Source organism: Rhodanobacter thiooxydans, from assembly GCF_030291135.1.
Classification (GTDB): Bacteria; Pseudomonadota; Gammaproteobacteria; order Xanthomonadales; family Rhodanobacteraceae; genus Rhodanobacter; species Rhodanobacter thiooxydans_A.
In genome coordinates this window covers 963,195-978,162 of sequence record NZ_CP127409.1, presented here as the reverse complement: position 1 = coordinate 978,162, position 14,968 = coordinate 963,195, and the positions used below count along the sequence as shown (strand labels likewise).

Sequence of the window (14,968 nt, the reverse complement as noted above, 5' to 3'; positions counted from 1 at the left end):
TGCCGCCACTCGTGCACGGCAGTACAACGGCACGGAACACACCATGGCACAGTCGGCGGGCGCCCCGAATTGACGACGATCAATCCGGCTGCCGAGGTACTCTGCCACAGTCTGCCGCGAGCCGTCCGGACGGCCGTCATCCGCACAGTCAGGGAACGCATGATCATCTACAGCTGCCACGGCGCCGCCAAACAGGTCACCGGCTCGTGCCACCTCGTCACCTGCAACGACCGCCGCGTGCTGATCGACTGCGGCATGTTCCAGGGCAGCGAAGACGTCGAGCGGGCCAACGCCGAACCGTTCGGCTTCGACCCGGCCGGCATCGACGTGCTGCTGCTCACCCATGCCCATCTCGATCATTGCGGCAGGATCCCGTTGCTGGTGCGCCAGGGGTTCCGCGGACGCATCATCACCACCGCCGCCACCCGCGAACTGGCGCGGGTGGTGATGCTCGATGCCGCCGGCCTGCAGGAGGAAGAAGCGCGCCGCGCGCAGCGCCGCAACCGCAGCGGCGAGGCGGTGACGCCACCGCTGTACACGCTGGACGACGCGCTGCATGCGCTGGACTTCTTCGGTGCCGATGTCGGCTATGACGAAACCGTGCAAGTCGTCGAGGGCATCAGCGCGCGCTTCCTCGACGCCGGCCACATCCTCGGCTCGGCCTCGATCCTGCTGCAGCTCGACGACGGCAAGCAGCAACGCCGCATGCTGTTTTCCGGCGACCTCGGCAACCCTGGCCGGCCGCTGCTGCGCGACCCGACGCCCGCGCCGGCCGCCGACTATGTGGTGATGGAAAGCACCTACGGCGACCGCCCGCACCGTTCGGTGCCGGACTCCGTGGACGAGATGTACCAGGCCATCCGCGAAACGGTGAACCGCCGCGGCAACGTGGTGATTCCCACCTTCGCGCTGGAGCGCACCCAGGAAATCCTCTACTACCTGCACCGCGGCATCGCGGGCGGCGCGATCCCGTCGCACGTGCGCGTGTTCCTCGACTCGCCGATGGCGATTTCCGCCACCGAGATCTTCCGCCGCCATCCGGAATGCTTCGACAAGGGTTTCCTGGATGAACTGCAGCACGGCGATCCGTTCGCCATGCCCGGCCTGCACTTCATCCGCGAGACGGCCGAGTCGATGGCGATCAACAACGTCGACGGCGGCGCGATCATCCTGGCCGGCTCGGGCATGTGCAACGGCGGCCGTGTGCGCCACCACCTCAAGCACAACCTGTGGCGCGAACGCAGCAGCGTGGTGTTCGTCGGCTATGCCGCGGAAGGCACGCTGGCGCGGCGGATCATCGACGGTGCGGCCAGCGTGCGCGTATTCAACGAGGAGATCCCGGTGCGCGCGCAGGTGTGGACCATCAACGGCTTCTCCGCCCACGCCGACCAGCCCTCGCTGCTGGCCTGGCTGGGCGATGTGCCGCGGCGCAAGGTGTTCCTGGTGCACGGCGAGTACGGCCGCGGCATGCGGGCGATGCAGGAGGTGCTGGCCGCGCGCGACGTCGCCTGCCAGCTGCCCGGCCTGCACGAGCCGATCAAGATCGACTGACGGCCGACGCGTGCGGGCGAATGCGCCCGGGAAAGACGCCCCCGCTTGACGTGGATCAAACGCGGTGGCTCCCCCCGCTTCTATATTCTGCCCGCCCGGTACGCGGATCCCTCGGGGAGGGATCCAGTGGTCATCGACGTTTTCGGGTCGCGCTCGAACCAATCTTGGGGAGCAATCGCATGACGCAGCGGATCACTGATCTGACGCTTTCGGTGCTGGCCTGTGTGGCAGCCGTCCTGTTGTCCTGGCCATTCTGGCTCAACTACGAGTATTGGCCCGAATCACACCTCGCGTGGTGGGCCTACTTCGTAATCGGTTTCGTCCTGGCGGTGTACGTGTTCTACGTATTCATCGGCAGCCTGCGCATCCTGTTCCTGCACGACACGCAAGAGCAGGCCGCAACCACCACGGACAAGGCGAAACTCTCATGAGCTGTGGAGTCGGCGGCAGCAGTTGCGAAACACCGCGGCGTCGCGGGGCCTTCGTGGTCCTGGGCATCCTCGCGCTGATCTTCATCGCACTGTCGATATTCTCCTTCCTGAAGTCACGCGGCCAGGTCACCCCCGACACGGTGTCCTTCGGGCCGTACAAGGCCACCGACGGCAAGCGGGTCTTCCAGGCCTACAACTGCATGGGCTGCCACACCATGGTCGGCAACGGCGCCTACCTGGGCCCGGATCTGACCAAGGAATACAAGCGCGCCGGACCTGCCTGGCTGGCGGCGTTCCTGCCTTCCGCGGGCGGCTGGCCGACCAACGCGGCGGTGCGCGCGCAGCTGCTCGATCCGAGCCAGCAGGCCGATGTCGGCAGCGATTCGATCGATGCCTACCTGAAGAAATTTCCGGGCGCCGCCGAGCGCATCGAACGTCGCGGCGGCGGCACCACGATGATGCCGAACCTACCGCTGACCAAGGACGAAATCGGCCAGCTGATCGCCTACCTCAAGTACACCTCGGCGATGAACACCGAGGGCTGGCCACCGAAGGTCGAGGTGGAAGGACTCGATCATCGCCTGCAGCTTGCACATGGCACCGTGGCGGCAGCGCCGGCACCGGCGCCGTCCGCAGCGCCGGGCCCGGCCAGCGCCGCACTCGATCCCGCCGCGCACGGCGCGCAGCTGGTGAAGGACAACGGCTGCCTGGCATGCCATGCGACCGACGACAAACGTCTGGTCGGCCCGGGCTGGGGAGGCCTGTACAACGCGAAGGTCGCCCTGGCTGACGGCAGCACGGTCACCGCCGATGACGCCTATCTGCAGGAATCGATCCGTCAGCCCAACGCAAAGATCGTGGCGGGTTATCCGACGGGCGTGATGCCCGCCTACGGGACCTTGCTGAAGGACGATGAAGTCAACGCCATCGTGGCCTACCTCCACACCTTGGAGAAGCAGTGATGCAGATCGAATACCAGACACAAAGGTTGAGCCTGCGCTTCTTCATGCTGATGCTGGTGCTGTTCGTGATCCAGGTCGGTTACGGCCTGCTGCTGGCCACCCAGCAGGTTGACCCGACCGTGCTCGCCGGCGTGATGAACTTCAACGTTGCCCGCGCCGAACACCTCAACCTCGGCATCCTGTGGATCCTGTGCGGCTTCATTGGCGCGATCCTGTTCGTCGGCCCGATCCTGTCCAAACGCGACATGGTCGCGCCATGGCTGATCAAGCTGCTGTTCTACGCGTTGATCGTGATCGCGCTGTGGAACTTCTTCACCCTGCGCCTGGCCCAGGTCGGCATCGCCGGCTGGTGGGAAGGGCAGCCGTGGCTGCAGCAGGGGCTGGAATACCTGGAGGCCGGGCGCATCGCCGGCGTGTTGGTGCTGGTCGGCTTCGCGATCCTCGCCTTCGTGGTGCTGCGCACCTTCCCGCCGGTACGCCAGTGGAACGAGATCCACTGGGGCCTGGGCCTCGGCGTCAGCGCGCTGATGGCGGTGTGGGTGTTCGGCCTGTTCTACGTGGCACGGTTGGACCTGCAGGAATATTTCCGCTGGTTCGTGGTGCACTACTGGGTCGAGGGCGTGTGGGAGGTGATCCACATCACCCTGGTCGGCTTCCTGCTGGTGCTGATGTTCAAGGTCGATGTCAAATCGGTGGGCTTCGCCGTGTTCTGGGGCGTGGCACTGGTATGGCTGTCCGGGCTGATCGGCAACGCGCACCACTATTTCTGGATCGGCACGCCGGCGTTCTGGCAGTTCTGGGGTTCGGTGTTCAGCGCGCTGGAGCCGCTGCCGCTGGTGTTCTGCTTCTGGCACATCTACCTCGACGCACACACCAACAAGCGCCCGCTGGAGAACGCGCCCGCGTTCTACTTCATCCTCGGCTCGGTGGTGCTGGAGCAGATCGGTGCGGGCATCCTGGGTTTCAGCATGACCTTCGCGCTGACCAACGTGTGGTCGCACGGCACCTGGGTCACCCCGGGGCATGGGCATCTGGCCCTGTTCGGCACCTTCGGCATGCTGGGTATCGCCGCCGCCTACTTCGCGGTACCGATCATGCGCAAGGTGACCAACTACGACCAGCGCCTGGGCAAGCTCGGCTTCTGGCTGGTGCTGGTGGGCATGCTCGGCATGGCGTTCGCCTTCAACCTGGGCGGCACCGTGCAGATCTACGTCTACCGCATCCTCGGCCTGGACTGGTTCGGTGGCGACGTCGCCCGCTCCATGGGCGTGTTCAAACTGCTGCTGCCGCTGTTCGGCGTCGTCTTCGCGGTGGGTGCGGTGGTGGTGGCCTACGACCTGTTCACGCTGGGGCGTCGCATCAGCGTTCCGGCAGGCACGGATGTGCACGGCGGTTCGGCGGACGTCCACCCGGTCACCCGCTGGAGTCGCCCGCTGAGCGGCTTCGAAGCCGGCATCTGGTTGTTGATGATGTGGGTGTTCGGCACGATCATCACGCTCGGCCTGCTCAGCTTCAACCTGCCGCGCGTACGCGTGGCTGGCGACCCGACCCTGCCCTATCTGCTGGCGGGCATTGGCTACCCGGGGTTGATGCTGGTGACCCTGCTGTTTGTGTGGCGCTTCCTGGCTTCGATGGAAGCTCGCACGAACGCGGCGAGCATGCCGTCACTGCTGCGGGTGCTGCCCGCGCAGGCCTGAGCACGGGGTGGTGAAGTGACAAGAAAAGGCCGCCGGGGAAACCCGGCGGCCTTTTGCATGGGCTAATGCGTCCGCCGTCTGCCGCCGCTCCTGCAGCGGCCGCTGGCGCCAGCGGCATCGACGAACGGTGTCACGACATGCGCCCACCACGCCGCGGCAACATGCGCAGCAAGGTGTTGTCCCGGTTCATGTAGTGGTGCACCAGCGCAGCCGCCGCGTGCAGGCCGACCAGGTAGTAGCCGATCGTGCCGATGGTCTCGTGGATCTCTTCCAGCGAGTCGGCGAGCGCCTTGTCTGCCCCCATCAGCGCCGGCAATGACAGGCCGAAGAACGGCACCGGCTTGCCCTTGGCGCTGAGCACCAGCCAGCCGAGCAGCGGCATCACGATCAGAAAGGCGTACAGCGCCAGGTGCATCAGCGCGGCCAGGCGCTCCTGCCACAGCGGCGGCGCCGGCCGGATCGGTGGCGTCGCCCCCGCCGCGAAGCGGATCGCCAGCCGCACGAAGACCAGTGCGAACACGCCCAGGCCAAGCATGAAGTGCCAGGTCTTCAGGCCCTCGCGCAGATCGCTGCCGCGCGGGTAGAAGCCGCGCAATTCGATGCAGGCATAGACGGCGACCAGCAACAGCAGCATCAGCCAGTGCATGCCGATCGACAGCGAGCTGTAACGGTCCTTGGTGTTTTTCCAGTTCATGGCGATCTCTGCAAGTGGAATGTGGGACGGCCCCGGTCCAACCGCCACCGCGCGTGGACCCGGCCGTGCCGACAGCCTGCGGCGAAAGGTCCATGCGCCACTTGACCACGGTCAAATACGCACAGAATTGACGCCTTGCCATGCTAAGGTGCGGCCATCTGCCCCGGCCACCGAAGGGGCCCGTGAAAGCCCGTTTCAAGCCCTGTGAGGACGTCGATGGCCCCCGCAGCCACCGTGCTTGACCTGAACCTGCTGCGACGCAGCTGCTCAACCTGCGCCCTGAGTGAATTGTGCCTGCCCGCCGGCATCGGCAACAACGACCTGGAGCAGCTGGACACGGCGGTCCGCGACAAGCGTACGCTGGACCGCGGCGGCGTGCTGTACCGCGATGGCGACCCGTTCGATGCGCTCTACGTGGTGCGTTCCGGTTCGCTGAAGACCTTCGTGCTGGACGATACCGGCGACGTGCAGATCCTCGGCTTCCACCTGCCCGGCGAAATCATCGGTTTCGACGCGCTGGCTTCGAACCGGCACGTCAGCCAGGCCGAGGCACTGGAACGCAGCAGCATCTGCGAGCTGCCCTATGACCGGTTGCAACAGGTCACCAGCGAGGTGCCGGCGCTGCACCGGCAACTGATGCGGGTGATCAGCCGCGAAGTGATCGAGGAACATCGCCACCTGGTGATGATGGGCAAGCAACAGGCGCAGGAGCAGCTGGCGATCTTCCTGAAGGGCCTGGCCGACCGCTACCAGCGCCTGCAGCGCGATGGCACCGCCCTCACCCTGTCGATGTCGCGCTACGACATCGCCAACTACCTCGGCCTGGTGGTCGAGACGGTCAGCCGGCTGTTCTCGCGCCTGGAGGAAATGGGCGTGCTCGAGGTCAACCGCAAATCCGTGCACATCCGTCGCCCCGACCTGCTCGCCGAACTCTGCCGCAGCAATGCCACGGCGTCGTCGAAGCAGCGCGACGCCGGCTGAACCCGCCGCCGCGTTCATCCCGGATTGACCAGGGTCAATTCGAGCCACGGCCAGCCGGCGTAAAACTTGATCCTGCAAGGAGCCATGCCGCGATGGTCACCCGTCCCGGCGTGGGAATCGATCACGATTCACCCGCCGCGGGAACAGCTCATGTCCAATGTCCACCACACCCCCGTCACCACCCCCGTCACGCCGTTCGGCGCCATCGAGGGCACACACTGGATCGAGACCCTGAATGACGGCAGCCCGGTACTGATCCGCCCGCTGCGCCCGCAGGACCGCCAGCGCGAAACGGACTTCATCAACCGGATGTCCGAGCAGGCCTGCCGTTTCCGCTTCCTGGGCAACCTGAAGGAAGCAAGCCCGGCCCTGCTTGACCAGCTGATGGACGTCGATGACCGGGACCGGGTGGCCTTCGTGGCGCTCGCCCACGACAACGGCGAGCTGCGCGAGGTCGGCGTCAGCCGCTACAGCGCCAGCGGCGACGAGAAGCAGTGCGAGTGCGCAGTGACGGTGGCCGACGACTGGCGCCATCGCGGCCTTGCCGTGCTGCTGATGAGGCGCCTGATCGACATCGCACGCAAGAACGGATTCCGCACGATGTTCTCGATCGACGCCGCCGAAAACGAGCCGATGCGCGAACTGGCCGGCTACCTGGGCTTCCGCCGCCGGCTCGACCCGGATGACGCCACCCAGGTCATCCATGCACTCGATCTTTGATCGCCACCGAATCGGCAACCCCGCCATGACCAGCACCGAACAGACACCATGCGTGACGCGCCCGGGCGACATCCTCGCGCTGGCAACCTCGACCGACCCATGGAGCCCCGCTGTCATCGCCGGCGTCGCCATCGCCTCGCGCTGGGGCAGCAACCTGACCGGCTGCTACATCGACCCCGCGTTGCGGAAGCTCATCGGCACCGAAGCCGGCGACGAGCCCACCGTGCTCGGCCTGCTGCTCGAACCGCAAAGCGGATTCGCCGACAATCACGCTGCCTTCGAGTCCCTCGCGCGCCAGTCAGGCGTACGCAACGCCGACTGGATCGTCGCCCGGACCGGCATCGCCCATAGCTTGCGCTGGCTCGGCGCGAGGCACGACCTGGCGGTGATCGAGCGCGACATGGTGCAGGCATCCGGCCTGTTCGACATCCTCGGCGAGGCGATCCTGTCCTGTCGCCTGCCCTGCCTGATCCTGCCTCCGCGCTGGAACCGGGAAATCCGCTTCGAGCGCATCGTGATCGGCTGCAATGGCAGCCTCGAGGCGATCCGCGCGATCCATTCAGCCCTGCCATTCCTCAAGGTGGCGCAGCAGGTCACCCTGGTCGATGGCGATGTGCGCGACGGTGACGAACAACGTCCGCGTTTCGACCCGTTCGTCTACCTGCTGCGCCATGGCATCACGGCCAGGCCCAGCTACATCCGCTCCTCCTCCGCGATGGCCGGCGAAATCCTGCTGAAGGAAGTCGAAAGCATCGACGCGAACCTGCTGGTGATGGGTGCCTATGGCCGTTCGCGCATGCGCGAACGCGTGTTCGGCGGCGCCACCCGGCATGTGCTGGAAGAAGCCACCGTGCCGGTGCTGATGCAGCACTAGACCCGTACGCCCGCACTGTCAGCGTCTGACGGATTCCACTGCTGGGGCGCCATGCCGGCGGCGGGATCGGGCCACGCCAGCAGCACCAGCACGTTCTCCATCAGCCAGCCCTGGCGCTAGTGCGGCGCGATGCCGGGAGCCATTGCGGCGACCAGGAACACCGCCAGCAGCAGCAACGGAAATCGCACCCCTTCCGGTCCGGGTCGATCGTTCATGCCTGCCCGCACTCCCCTCATGCGCAATGCGCCATGCCGATCATGCCATGGCGACCATGCGCATCCGGCGGCGGCCGCGACAATTTGCGCGACGCGAGGTGGTGACCGTTTGACCTGCATCAAGATCGCCACGCCCTGCCTCGCCGAGCATGCGCGCACTTTTTAGGGAGAAGCACTGATGAGTACCACCCGAAAACTCTGGCTCGGACTGGCGGCGTTGCTCGTCGCGTCCTTCGCCGTCCTGCTGTGGGTCGGCAAGGAGGTCCACCAGCAGGCGCCGCCGCTGCCCACCGCCGTCGTCACCGCAGACGGCCAGACGCTGTACACCAAGGCCGACATGGAGGAAGGCCGCCAAGTGTGGCAGAGCATCGGCGGCCAGCAATTGGGATCCATCTGGGGCCACGGCGCGCTGCTGGCGCCGGACTGGAGCGCCGACTGGTTGCACCGCGAAAGCATGGCGATGCTTGAGCTGCTTTCCCGCGACGCCGGCCTGGGTCCCTACGACTCGCTGACGGCGCAGCAGCAGGCACCGCTGAAGGCACGCGTGCAGGAAGAACTGCGTACCAACACCTGGGACGCGGCCAGCAACACCATCACCGTCTCGGCGCTGCGCGCGCATGCGATGGAAGCCGTCGCGGCGCATTACATGAGCCTGTTCGGCAACGACCCGGCCACGCACAAGCTGCGCGAAGGCTATGCCATGCGCGAGAACACCGTGGCCGAGATGGAACATCGGCGCGAGGTCACCGCCTTCTTCTGGTGGACCAGCTGGGCCGCCGCCACGCAGCGCCCGAACGAGGCGATGAGCTACACGCAGAACTGGCCATACGAACCGCTGGCCGGCAACACGCCGACCTCGACCAGCTTCCTGTGGTCGGTCTTCAGCATCCTGTTCATGATCTTCGGCATCGGCCTGCTCGGCTGGCATCACGCCCGCCAGGTCAGTCACGAACCGCTACCGATTGTTCCGGCGCGCGATCCGCTGACCGAGTTCAAGGCCACGCCGTCGATGAAGGCCACCGGCAAGTATTTCTGGACCGTGCTGGGCCTGTTCCTGGCGCAGATCCTGCTGGGCGCCACCACCGCGCACTACCAGGTGGAAGGCCAGCAGGCCTACGGTTTCGCACTGGCCAACTACCTGCCATACAGCCTCACCCGCACCTGGCATACCGAACTGGCCGTGCTGTGGATCGCCACCGCATGGCTGGCCACCGGCCTGTACATCGCGCCGCTGATCTCCGGCCATGAACCGAAATTCCAGCGGCTCGGGGTGAACTTCCTGTGGGTCTGCCTGCTGGTCATCGTGGTCGGCTCCTTCGCCGGCCAGTGGTTCGCGGTGATGGACAAGATGGGCCTCAAGTACAACTTCTGGTTCGGCCACCAGGGCTGGGAGTACACCGACCTCGGCCGCTTCTGGCAGATCTTCCTGTTCATCGGCCTGATGCTGTGGCTGTTCCTGGTCGGCCGCGCGCTGTGGCCGGCGATGGACCGCAACAAGGAAGGCGCCTCGATCGTGGGCCTGCTGTTCCTGTCCACCGTGGCGATCGGCCTGCTCTACGGCGCCGGCCTGATGTGGGGCGAGCATACCCACATCGCGATGGTCGAGTACTGGCGCTGGTGGGTGGTGCACCTGTGGGTGGAAGGCTTCTTCGAAGTGTTCGCCACCGCGGTGATCAGCTACCTGTTCGTGCGCCTGGGCCTGCTGCGGGTGACCACGGCCACCACCAACGTGCTGTTCGCCACCATCGTGTTCATGGCCGGCGGCGTGCTGGGCACCCTGCACCACCTGTACTTCAGCGGCACCACCACGGCGGTGATCGCCCTGGGTGCCAGCTTCTCGGCACTGGAAGTGGTACCACTGGCCCTGATCGGCCTGGAAGCCTACGACACCTGGAAGAAGCAGCACGAGGCCCCGTGGATGGTGCGCTACCGCTGGCCGATCATGTTCTTCGTGGCGGTGAGCTTCTGGAACCTGGTCGGCGCGGGCCTGCTCGGCTTCCTCGTCAACACGCCGATCGCGCTGTACTACATGCAGGGCCTGAACCTCACCGCCACGCATGGCCACACCGCACTGTTCGGCGTGTACGGCATGCTCGGCCTGGGCCTGATGCTGTTCTGCCTGCGCGGCATCAGGCCGGACGCCGAGTGGCGCGAAGGCTGGCTGAAGAGCTCGTTCTGGCTGCTCAACATCGGCCTGTCGCTGATGGCCGCGCTGACCCTGCTGCCGCTGGGCATCCTGCAGCTGAAGGCGGTACTCGACCACGGTTACTGGTTCGCCCGTTCGGCCGAGTTCATGGACCGCCCGCTGATCCACATGCTGGTGTGGATGCGCGTGCCGGGTGACACCCTGTTCGCCATCGGCGCGCTGCTGATCGCGGTGTTCGTCGCGGCGCTGTGGCTGGCGCCGAAACGCCGTACGGCCAACCTGCCGCTGCCGCAGGGGCAAACCGAGGGTGCATGACAAACCGCTGACATGACCCACGTCAGGGCGCGCCGCAAGGCGCGCCCTGATGCTTGCAGCATCGCGAAAACGTTACGGAAATCCGGTGTTCGAGTTCTATCCCCAAATCAAGTGGGTACACATCGCCTGCGTGCTGGCCAGCGGTTCGCTGTTCGCACTGCGCGGCCTGCTGGTGCAGGCCGGTCATGCCGGCGCCGCGCAGTGGATGCCGGTGCGCTGGCTCAGCTACGCGATCGACACCACCCTGCTCACCGCCGCGCTGATGCTGCTGAGCATCCTGCCCGGCGCGCTGTTCGCCAACGGCTGGCTCACCACCAAGCTGGTGCTGCTGGTGCTCTACGTGGTGCTTGCCACGCTGGCGCTGAAACGGGCACGCACGCCGCGTGCGCGAACCGGCTTTTTCGTCGCCGCGCTGGTCACCTATCTCTACATGCTTGGAGTGGCACGCATGCATCACCCACTGGGCTGGCTGTACGGGTGGCTGGCATGAGCGCCGCACACCCCTTCGACAACGGCGAGCCACGCGACCACACGCTGGACGCCTGCTTCCTCGGCCCCTACGGCGAGAACGACACGCTACTGGAAAAGATGATGGTCGAGTTCCTGCGCGACCACGTGTACTGGCGGCGCAACTTCCACCCCGAGGATCCACCGGCGATCGCCACCGCCGCCGCGCATCATCCGGACTACCTCGCCTTCGAATCGCGCATGCGCCGCGAGCTGCACCAGCTCTCCGCCGCACTGAAGAAGTCGGTGCCGTTCCACAGCCCGCGCTACATCGGCCACATGGCCTCGGACCTGCTGCTGCCGGGACTGGCCGCGCAGATGCTCACGCTGCCGTACAACCCCAACAACGTCAGCGAGGATGCCGCACCGGTCACGGTCGACATGGAAGTGCAGGCCGGCCTGCAGCTGGCGCGCATGCTCGGCTATCCGCACGACCCGGCGCAGGACGCCTGCGCGTTCGGCCACCTCACCTCCGGCGGCACCCTGGCCAACTACCAGGCGCTGCGCCTGGCCCTGGCGCTGAAGGCGTTCCCGGTCGCGCTGCGTGCGGCGCAGGTGCCGGAACTGGCCCTGCCGGCGGACGACTGGAGCGCATTCAACCTGACCCAGGCTGACGGCATCGCCCTGCTGACGGCGTGGCAGTCCTGGCTGGCGGCGCAGACGCCGGCCGAGCGTTCGCGCTGGCTGCAGCGCGTCGAACGCGAGCGCGTCGAACAGCGCGGCCTGGCCGGCTTCTTCGCTGCGCACCCGAGCCTGAAGGTGCCCCTGGTGCTGGCACCAATCACGGCGCACTACTCGTGGAGCAAGGGTGTGAAGCTGCTCGGCCTAGGCCGCGACCAGCTGGAGCTGTTGCCTACCGAAGGCATGCGGCTGGACCCCGCCGCCTTGTGCATCACGCTGGAACGCTGCGCACGCGAGCACCAGCCAGTGCTGATGTGCGTGGCCGTGCTCGGCGGCACCGAGTACGGGACCATCGACCCCATCGATCAGGTGCTCGCCGCCCGTGAGGCGTCACGCGGGCGCGGACTGGATTTCGCGGTACACGTCGACGCCGCCTGGGGCGGCTATCTGGCCACCCTGTTCCGCAACGAGGATGGCTCGCTGCGCCCGCGCAACGAGGTCGCCGGCGACTACGTGCAGTTCCCCACGCCAGCCGTGCATGCCGCGTTCGCAGCAGTGGGCGCGACCGATTCGGTCACCGTCGACCCGCACAAGCTTGGTTACCTGCCCTACGGCAGCGGCGCCTTCATCTGCCGTGACCATCGCGCGATGGCCTTGCTGGCCGAACGTGCCGACTATGTCTTCCATGGCGGCACGCCGAAGGATTATCTGGCGCGCTACCGCAGTCTGGGCCAGTTCATTCCGGAAGGCTCCAAGTCCGGTGCCGCGGCAGCGGCAGTCTACGTCACCCACAAGGTGCTGCCACTGGACCACGCCCACTTCGGCCGGCTGCCGCGCGCCACCGTGCGCGCGGCCGAGATCTTCCACGCACGCGCGCAGCGTTTCGCGCTGGAACTGGCCGGCTGCGTCCACGCACTGGTGCCGTTCGCACCGGACAGCAACCTGGTTTGCCTCGCGCTCAACCCGCACGGCAACGCCTCGGTGGCGACGGCGAACGCGTTCGTGCGTGCACTGCACGACGAACTGCGTTGCGATCCACACCATCCGCTGCAGCTGAAGGAGTTCTTCGGCTCGGTGACCAGCCTGCGCCCGGAGATGCTGGGCCCGGCGCAGACCGCATGCATCTTCGGCACGCTGGGCCTGGACCCGGCCAGCTTCGACGCTGGCGACGACCGCCTGCTGATCCTGCGCCACACGCTGATGAATCCCTACCTGATCGACCACGAGAACGGCATCAGCTACATCGACCGCTACTTCGACTTCCTCGGCCGGCGCGTGCGCGCCCTGCACGCCACTGCCGATTCCCACCCATGATCACGGAGCCTCCGATGGACAGCGTCCTGCGACTGGTCAACCCGCAACGCGAAAGCGACCGCCGCTGGGTGCACACCGCGCTGGCGAAGCTGGCGCAGGAAGCGGCGCGTTCGGCCGACACCCACCTGCTGAAGCTGAATTTCCCCGGCTTCCACGGCATCGACTTCTACTTCAAGGACGAAGCCGCGCATCCCAGCGGCAGCCTGAAGCATCGCCTGGCCCGTTCGCTGTTCCTGTACACACTGTGCAATGGCCGGCTGCGCGGCGGGCAGACCGTGGTGGACGCTTCCTCCGGCAGCACGGCGATTTCCGAGGCGTGGTTCGCGCGCCTGCTCGGCCTGCCGTTCATCGCGGTGATGCCGGCCTGCACCGCGCCGGGCAAGATCCGCGACGTGCAGGCGCTTGGCGGCGAGTGCGACCTGGTCGACGATCCCGCGCAGGTACACGAGCGTGCCGCCGAACACGCCGCCCGGGGTGCCTGCCACCTCGACCAGTTCGGCCTGGCCGAGCGCGCCACCGACTGGCGCGGCAACAACAACATCGCCGAGTCGATCATCGGCCAGCTCGCGCTGGAAGCCGAGCCCGAACCGGCCTGGATCGTCTGCGGCGCCGGTACCGGCGGCACCTCGGCCACCATCGGCCGTTACCTGCGCTACCGCCGGCTGCACACACAACTGTGCGTGGCCGAGCCGAGCGGCACCGGCTTCGTGCACGGCTGGCGCAGCCGCGACACGCAGGCGGTCGCCAGCCAGCCCACCCTGATCGAAGGCATCGGCCGGCCGCGGGTCGAACCGGGCTTCATCTTCGACGTGGTCGACCGGGTGATCGAGGTACCCGACGCCGCCTCGATCGCCGCCGCCTGGCTGCTGGAGGAACTCATCGGCCATCGCTACGGCGGCTCGTCCGGCACCAACCTGGTCGCCTGCCTGCAGCTGGCTGCCTCGATGCGCGCCCGCGGCGAGCGCGGCAGCATCGTCAGCCTGCTGTGCGATCGCGGCGAACGCTACGCGCAGACGCTGTTCGATCCCGACTGGCTGGCCGCCCACGACATCGACCTCGCGCCGTGGACGGCCGCGCTGCGCACCAGCCTGGCCAGCGGCCGCTCACCGCTCACGGCATGAGCGCCGCCAAGCCGCGCGAACCCGCGCCACCCGCCACGACGTTCGCCGTACTCGGCTACGGCCGCTTCGGCCAGGCCTTCGCCGACTTGCTGGTGCAGGCAGGCCATCGCGTGCGCGTGTGGGATCCGCACGCGGATGTCCCCGCTGCGCTGGCCGCCGCGTCGATGCCGGCCGCGGTCGACGGCGCAGCGTGGATCGTGTTGGCGATGCCGGTGCCGCACATGCGCGCGGCCCTGCTCGCACTGCGCCCGCTGCTGCACGCCGGGCAGACCGTGATCGACGTGGGCAGCGTCAAGATGCATCCCTGCGCGACGATGGACGAACTGCTTGGCGCGGCCATCCCGCACGTCGGCACGCATCCGCTGTTCGGCCCGCTCAGCCTGGCCCGCGACGAACGCCCGCGGCGCGTGGTGATCTGCCCCGCCGCGGGTCACCCGCAGGCCGCCGCGCACGTCGGCGCGCTGTTCCGCGCACTCGACTGCGAAGTCATCGAGCAGGATCCGGAGGCCCACGACCGCGCTATGGCGATGACCCATGCGCTGGCGTTCTTCGTCGCCAAGGGATTGCTCGACATCGGCGTGGACGATGGCCTGGCGTTGGCGCCGCCCTCGTTCCAGGGCATGCAGCACATGCTGGCGGCGGTACGCGGCGACGCCGGCCACCTGTTCGCCGCGATTCAGCGCGAGAACCCGTTCGCCGCCGAGGCGCGCGCACAGCTGCTGGCCGAACTTGAGCGAGTGCACCGGCAGCTGCTGGCCGACTCGGATGGCGACAGCCTGGCGATCCCCGCTCCACCCGCATGAGCTTCCGCGAGCTGCG

General features: G+C 67.2%; 13 protein-coding genes. 12 read left to right on the top strand and 1 reads right to left on the bottom strand.

The features are described 5' to 3' along the window. The first annotated feature begins 159 nt into the window (after positions 1–159). From QQA13_RS04255 to QQA13_RS04240, 4 genes are all read left to right on the top strand, one after another. Positions 160–1,551, top strand: a complete 1,392-nt coding sequence (locus QQA13_RS04255) for an MBL fold metallo-hydrolase (protein WP_108471053.1) — start codon at positions 160–162, stop codon at positions 1,549–1,551. A gap of 179 nt (positions 1,552–1,730) precedes the next feature. Then, positions 1,731–1,982, top strand: a complete 252-nt coding sequence (locus tag QQA13_RS04250) for a hypothetical protein (protein ID WP_108471052.1) — start codon at positions 1,731–1,733, stop codon at positions 1,980–1,982. After that, on the top strand, positions 1,979–2,944 hold the full coding sequence (locus tag QQA13_RS04245) for a c-type cytochrome (RefSeq protein WP_108471051.1): 966 nt from the start codon (positions 1,979–1,981) through the stop codon (positions 2,942–2,944). The genes QQA13_RS04250 and QQA13_RS04245 overlap by 4 nt, the downstream gene beginning before the upstream one ends. Beyond that, complete coding sequence (locus tag QQA13_RS04240) at positions 2,944–4,641, top strand: cbb3-type cytochrome c oxidase subunit I (protein ID WP_108471050.1); 1,698 nt, start codon at positions 2,944–2,946, stop codon at positions 4,639–4,641. The genes QQA13_RS04245 and QQA13_RS04240 overlap by 1 nt, the downstream gene beginning before the upstream one ends. A 130-nt stretch (positions 4,642–4,771) precedes the next feature. Here QQA13_RS04240 and QQA13_RS04235 read toward each other — a convergent pair whose 3' ends face one another. Next, positions 4,772–5,335, bottom strand: coding sequence for a cytochrome b (locus QQA13_RS04235; protein WP_108471049.1), 564 nt, complete (start codon positions 5,333–5,335; stop codon positions 4,772–4,774). Between the two features lie 216 nt (positions 5,336–5,551). On the opposite strand from QQA13_RS04235, the gene QQA13_RS04230 reads away from it, so the two are divergent. From QQA13_RS04230 to QQA13_RS04195, 8 genes are all read left to right on the top strand, one after another. Further along, positions 5,552–6,316, top strand: a complete 765-nt coding sequence (locus tag QQA13_RS04230) for a cyclic nucleotide-binding domain-containing protein (protein WP_108471048.1) — start codon at positions 5,552–5,554, stop codon at positions 6,314–6,316. 150 nt (positions 6,317–6,466) lie between these two features. Then, positions 6,467–7,036 (top strand): GNAT family N-acetyltransferase, encoded by a 570-nt coding sequence (locus QQA13_RS04225; RefSeq protein ID WP_108471047.1) that lies wholly within the window; start codon positions 6,467–6,469, stop codon positions 7,034–7,036. 25 nt (positions 7,037–7,061) lie between these two features. Beyond that, a complete protein-coding gene (locus QQA13_RS04220) occupies positions 7,062–7,910 on the top strand; it encodes a universal stress protein (protein WP_108471046.1) in 849 nt (282 codons plus the stop codon). Positions 7,911–8,303: 393 nt separating this feature from the next. Then, positions 8,304–10,586 carry a nitric-oxide reductase large subunit gene (locus tag QQA13_RS04215; protein WP_108471045.1) on the top strand — a complete coding sequence of 761 codons (2,283 nt, stop codon included), beginning with the start codon at positions 8,304–8,306 and terminating at the stop codon, positions 10,584–10,586. An 85-nt stretch (positions 10,587–10,671) separates the two neighbouring features. Continuing rightward, positions 10,672–11,076 carry a SirB2 family protein gene (locus QQA13_RS04210; protein WP_108471044.1) on the top strand — a complete coding sequence of 135 codons (405 nt, stop codon included), beginning with the start codon at positions 10,672–10,674 and terminating at the stop codon, positions 11,074–11,076. Further along, complete coding sequence (locus QQA13_RS04205; RefSeq protein ID WP_108471043.1) at positions 11,073–13,028, top strand: pyridoxal phosphate-dependent decarboxylase family protein; 1,956 nt, start codon at positions 11,073–11,075, stop codon at positions 13,026–13,028. The genes QQA13_RS04210 and QQA13_RS04205 overlap by 4 nt, the downstream gene beginning before the upstream one ends. A 14-nt stretch (positions 13,029–13,042) precedes the next feature. Continuing rightward, positions 13,043–14,149 carry a PLP-dependent cysteine synthase family protein gene (locus tag QQA13_RS04200; RefSeq protein ID WP_108471179.1) on the top strand — a complete coding sequence of 369 codons (1,107 nt, stop codon included), beginning with the start codon at positions 13,043–13,045 and terminating at the stop codon, positions 14,147–14,149. Next, a complete protein-coding gene (locus QQA13_RS04195) occupies positions 14,146–14,952 on the top strand; it encodes a prephenate dehydrogenase/arogenate dehydrogenase family protein (protein ID WP_108471178.1) in 807 nt (268 codons plus the stop codon). The genes QQA13_RS04200 and QQA13_RS04195 overlap by 4 nt, the downstream gene beginning before the upstream one ends. Positions 14,953–14,968: the final 16 nt, after the last annotated feature.

Excerpts from the sequence above, each read along its gene's own strand:
- QQA13_RS04215 (WP_108471045.1), top strand. The coding sequence starts at position 8,304 with ATGAGTACCACCCGAAAACTCTGGCTCGGACTGGCGGCGTTGCTCGTC.
- QQA13_RS04205 (WP_108471043.1), top strand. The coding sequence starts at position 11,073 with ATGAGCGCCGCACACCCCTTCGACAACGGCGAGCCACGCGACCACACG.
- QQA13_RS04255 (WP_108471053.1), top strand. The coding sequence starts at position 160 with ATGATCATCTACAGCTGCCACGGCGCCGCCAAACAGGTCACCGGCTCG.
- QQA13_RS04220 (WP_108471046.1), top strand. The coding sequence starts at position 7,062 with ATGACCAGCACCGAACAGACACCATGCGTGACGCGCCCGGGCGACATC.
- QQA13_RS04200 (WP_108471179.1), top strand. The coding sequence starts at position 13,043 with ATGGACAGCGTCCTGCGACTGGTCAACCCGCAACGCGAAAGCGACCGC.
- QQA13_RS04250 (WP_108471052.1), top strand. The coding sequence starts at position 1,731 with ATGACGCAGCGGATCACTGATCTGACGCTTTCGGTGCTGGCCTGTGTG.
- QQA13_RS04225 (WP_108471047.1), top strand. The coding sequence starts at position 6,467 with ATGTCCAATGTCCACCACACCCCCGTCACCACCCCCGTCACGCCGTTC.
- QQA13_RS04245 (WP_108471051.1), top strand. The coding sequence starts at position 1,979 with ATGAGCTGTGGAGTCGGCGGCAGCAGTTGCGAAACACCGCGGCGTCGC.
- QQA13_RS04240 (WP_108471050.1), top strand. The coding sequence starts at position 2,944 with ATGCAGATCGAATACCAGACACAAAGGTTGAGCCTGCGCTTCTTCATG.
- QQA13_RS04230 (WP_108471048.1), top strand. The coding sequence starts at position 5,552 with ATGGCCCCCGCAGCCACCGTGCTTGACCTGAACCTGCTGCGACGCAGC.
- QQA13_RS04235 (WP_108471049.1), bottom strand. The coding sequence starts at position 5,335 with ATGAACTGGAAAAACACCAAGGACCGTTACAGCTCGCTGTCGATCGGC.
- QQA13_RS04195 (WP_108471178.1), top strand. The coding sequence starts at position 14,146 with ATGAGCGCCGCCAAGCCGCGCGAACCCGCGCCACCCGCCACGACGTTC.